This window comes from Nodosilinea sp. LEGE 07298 (genome assembly GCF_015207265.1).
GTDB lineage: Bacteria > Cyanobacteriota > Cyanobacteriia > Phormidesmidales > Phormidesmidaceae > Nodosilinea.
Genome location: NZ_JADEXE010000459.1, coordinates 1 through 3,640, shown reverse-complemented (window position 1 = coordinate 3,640; position 3,640 = coordinate 1). Strand labels below are relative to the sequence as shown.

At 51.4% G+C, this 3,640-nt stretch carries 5 protein-coding genes; 3 read left to right on the top strand and 2 right to left on the bottom strand.

Going from position 1 to position 3,640, the window contains the following annotated elements; all coding sequences use genetic code 11:
* The first annotated feature begins 125 nt into the window (after positions 1 to 125).
* Complete coding sequence (locus tag IQ273_RS31665; RefSeq protein ID WP_194027060.1) at positions 126 to 725, top strand: hypothetical protein; 600 nt, start codon at positions 126 to 128, stop codon at positions 723 to 725.
* Positions 726 to 843: 118 nt separating this feature from the next.
* Positions 844 to 1,545 carry a lecithin retinol acyltransferase family protein gene (locus IQ273_RS31660; protein WP_194027059.1) on the top strand — a complete coding sequence of 234 codons (702 nt, stop codon included), beginning with the start codon at positions 844 to 846 and terminating at the stop codon, positions 1,543 to 1,545.
* A 25-nt stretch (positions 1,546 to 1,570) separates the two neighbouring features.
* Here IQ273_RS31660 and IQ273_RS31655 read toward each other — a convergent pair whose 3' ends face one another.
* On the bottom strand, positions 1,571 to 1,822 hold the full coding sequence (locus IQ273_RS31655) for a hypothetical protein (RefSeq protein ID WP_194027058.1): 252 nt from the start codon (positions 1,820 to 1,822) through the stop codon (positions 1,571 to 1,573).
* 121 nt (positions 1,823 to 1,943) lie between these two features.
* On the opposite strand from IQ273_RS31655, the gene IQ273_RS31650 reads away from it, so the two are divergent.
* Complete coding sequence (locus IQ273_RS31650) at positions 1,944 to 2,186, top strand: helix-turn-helix transcriptional regulator (protein WP_194027057.1); 243 nt, start codon at positions 1,944 to 1,946, stop codon at positions 2,184 to 2,186.
* Positions 2,187 to 2,197: 11 nt separating this feature from the next.
* Here IQ273_RS31650 and IQ273_RS31645 read toward each other — a convergent pair whose 3' ends face one another.
* The gene (locus tag IQ273_RS31645) at positions 2,198 to 3,328 is read right to left on the bottom strand and encodes a GTPase (RefSeq protein ID WP_194027056.1); all 1,131 of its coding nucleotides are present in this window, start codon (positions 3,326 to 3,328) and stop codon (positions 2,198 to 2,200) included.
* Positions 3,329 to 3,640 lie beyond the last annotated feature (312 nt).

Here is a 3,640-nt window from a genome sequence, read left to right as displayed (position 1 = left end):
CTCCAGCCCGAAGCGGCCTTTGTCGACCCCGAACCACCGCGCCCCATTCCCAATGGCCCGGCCATGAGCTTGATCACGGCGGCGCTGCTGGCGGGGTACCTGGGTTGGCAGCCCCGGAGATCGTAATGCTAGGGGCTTTGATGGGTGGAATCTTGGCGGGGCAGCTGGCGATCGCCCCACTGCCCCCCGATCTGTCCCCGTCTGATCTCGAATTGCTGTCGCAAGCGCCGCCTATGCTGGGCCGAGATGCCATCCCTTACCCGCCATTGCTGCGCCACGAGGCGTCGCCAGCCGGTACCTACCACCTGGTGTTGACGCTAGGGCAAGAGGCGACAGGCACTCGGCGCACCACCGCTAGCCTGTTTGAAATGAGGGGCGATCGCTGCCAGCAGGTCTGGTCACAAACCCTGCCCCACAGCTACGGCCCCCGGCTGGCCCTGGTCACCGACGCGGGCACGGTGGTCTTGCTCGATGAATGGATTAATGTGGCCAGCCCCTATGCCATGACGGTGCTGGGGCCAAATGGAGCGATCGCGGCCCAGCACAGCTTTGACGATATTGTGGAAGTCACGGGGCAGACTCGGGCTGAGGTCGTTGAGCAGGCCGCCCAGGGCTTTTGGCTTACCGGTGAGCCCGAAATTGCCGACGACGGCTCGCAGGTATTAATCCCCGCCGCTGACGGGCAGATCACCCTCGATTTAGCAACGGGGGAACTCAGGTTTTAGCGGTGTGTATGCCCACACTGCCCCCCCACAAATAGGACTGTTATAACGAGAGCAGTACCTTCAAACCGGCTCGCGATACCTATTGCGCTCCGGTTATTCCAACCAAACGGCAGCAGCTATGGCCAAGGGCGATCAAATCTACGTCATGCGCGACCTGGCGGGGGTGCCGGGCCTGTACCAGCACCACGGCATCGACTGCGGCGACGACACCGTTATCCACTACAGCAAAGCTAGGGAAGAGGCTGAAGTGGCCCGCACCAGCTATGCCGCCTTCTCGTGGAGCAACTCGGTTTACACCGTGCGGCAATCTGTCATCTACACCCCAGACACAGTGATCGAGCGGGCCACCAGCCGCCTGGGCGAGCGCCAGTACGACCTGCTGCAAAACAACTGCGAGCACTTTGCCACCTGGTGCACCACAGACCGTAGCGAGAGCCGCCAGCTGATCAACTTTGGCCTGCGCCCCGAACAGCTCAACCTGCCTGAACTGAGGCGATTAGCCGATCGCGATCGCCACGTCACCACCCCCGAACAGGCCCGCGCCAACTTTCAAAAAGCCCTCGGCGACATCGCCACCGCCTACAACACTACCCTCGCCGACCAGCAATCTGCCCAAAAAGATGTCCGCGATTGGCACCGCGTAGCCCAAAAGGCGCTAGACCACAACCGCGAAGACCTGGCCCGCGCCGCCCTGCACCGCAAAGTAGCCGCTAACAAACGAGTTGAAGTGCTCACCGCCCAGCTCAGCGACCTGGTGCAGCTAGAGCTAGAGCTTCAGCGCAACCGGGCGTTTGCAGAAAGCCGAGGCCTGAATGGCTGAGTGGTGAGCCAGCCACGTTGTAACCCTACGAAGCTATCAAGACATAGCGGGTGAGCACGCGCATGATTTCGTTGATGCGCCCGGTGGGCTGGGGTTTGCTCCACTCGCGTACTTCGGCAAAGCCCAGGCGGTAAAGCTCGTGAATGATGCGATCGCACCCGTGGGCAGTGCCAATAACCAATATACGAATGGTCTCTCGCCCCGGCTCGGCAGCAGGCTCGATGGTGACTTGCAATGCAGGGTTAGACAACGCTGAAGGAATAAACGCTTGCGGCATAGGAATACCTTTTAAGTGCGTGAACCATTAGGAATACGCATCATAACAGTTATCCATTAGGTATTCGTCAACTATTAGGTATTCATTTACGAAGCCATGAACCTCTGACACCATAGGGCTCATGGGTAAAGCAGGTCAGGTGCTCAAGCACGTTTTAGAGAAATACGAGGTTAGCCAATACAGCCTTGCTAAGACGCTAGGGATAGAACGTACTAACGTCTACCGCTGGGTGCACGAAATGCGAGATCCTACTGCCGAAACACTTCTAGACATTGTTAAAGCACTAAAAACACTCAACTACCAAGCGGCTGAAGAATTTATAGAGCTTTATTTGAGAGATGTCCTAAAAGACAATGAAAATTAGTTTTTATAACCCTATTTGCCATTAACGGTTTTTGAGTTTTCTATAATTTCACTTAAGATTTCATGAGCTAGCTGTTCTGCTTCATTGACAATTTGTTCACATATCCAAAAAGTGGCTGATCCTCCTATTCCAGCAGCAACAAGTTGTCCAATAATTGGAATCCATTTAGTAGTTTGCTTTGCTGCCTGACGAGTGGCAGTTTTTTTGAGAAGCGAGACTAGCCCTTCTTTTGCCAAATACTTCGCAGAAAATTGAGAGATTTTGGCTACCGAAACCGGAATTGCTCCTGCTCCCAAAAGCCGTTTGATATAGTCAAACTGGCTTGAAGTAAGACCATAAATATGAGCAACTTCATTTCCAAATTTCAACAAAAGACTCATATCTACTGCAATATCAACTCCAACAATCGGATTAACCCCATTAGCTGCTGCCAAAACTGCATACAGAGGGATTCGATCTCTCGCAAGTTTTCCTTTTTTTTTGAGTGCCTCTTGGCTATAAGCACCCATGTCAGCTACAAATCTTTGTTGCTTCAATCCCTGTAATGCTTCAGCTATATCGCGAAGGAGATTGCCTAGATCGTACTCTATAGGCTTGCGAGCAGATACAAGATATATCTTTTCAGGACGTGATGGAGAGAGATTTCCTAAAATATCAGCTGTGATTATCTTTCTTGTTTGCTCTTCTGAATGACCATTATCATACATGCCATCCTCAACGGCAGCATCAAATTTGTTGCGGATAACAAAACAGAGCTTTCCTATTTTAGAAAGTTCCTGAAAAAGAAATACATCGGTTTCCGTAAAACGATTTGCTGTAATGAGTAAAAAGCAATCATAGATAGATAGATTTAGCTTTTCTATATAGCCTTCTTGTGGGAATTTAATTGTTCCACATCCAGGGAGATCAACAAATTTTATGCCCTGATGGATGAATTCTTGTGCTTCTAGAGTAGTTTCAACAACCCCGACGGCAGATATTCTTTCTCCGGCTATGGCATTGATAAGCGATGACTTACCACTTCCAGATGCGCCTATCAGGCCACACAAGACCTCTGCTTCATCAAATTCATTGATTTTCCTTCTGCATGTCGCCGCAAAAGCTACAACGTCAGCAATTAGGCTTTCCGGAGTGCTCGTCATAGTTATGCCTTGGGGAGAATCAAAATCTAGTCTTTTACCTATACTCTTCCCAAAACATAGGTAAAAAGCCTTATTCAGGATAATTACCCATATTCCAGGACAAAAGTTTAAAGTTTCTGGTAGAAGGAGCGAGTTGGTAGCCGAAAGTACAAAAATTGGGTAGATGCGCAGAAATACGTCAGTTAGTAGCGATTATCTTGATCGTCAAGCTCACCCTGCTATGTAGTAGCTGCCACGGGGGTGGCGGCTGGCGGCAGAGAGCAAGCTGGGGCTTGCCATAAGGTGTCATGGGCCACCATGGCATTGAGGATG

Bases quoted from the DNA above. Each gene is read 5' to 3' on its own strand.
- IQ273_RS31665 (WP_194027060.1), top strand. From the start codon at position 126: ATGCTAGGGGCTTTGATGGGTGGAATCTTGGCGGGGCAGCTGGCGATC.
- IQ273_RS31660 (WP_194027059.1), top strand. From the start codon at position 844: ATGGCCAAGGGCGATCAAATCTACGTCATGCGCGACCTGGCGGGGGTG.
- IQ273_RS31655 (WP_194027058.1), bottom strand. From the start codon at position 1,822: ATGCCGCAAGCGTTTATTCCTTCAGCGTTGTCTAACCCTGCATTGCAA.
- IQ273_RS31650 (WP_194027057.1), top strand. From the start codon at position 1,944: ATGGGTAAAGCAGGTCAGGTGCTCAAGCACGTTTTAGAGAAATACGAG.
- IQ273_RS31645 (WP_194027056.1), bottom strand. From the start codon at position 3,328: ATGACGAGCACTCCGGAAAGCCTAATTGCTGACGTTGTAGCTTTTGCG.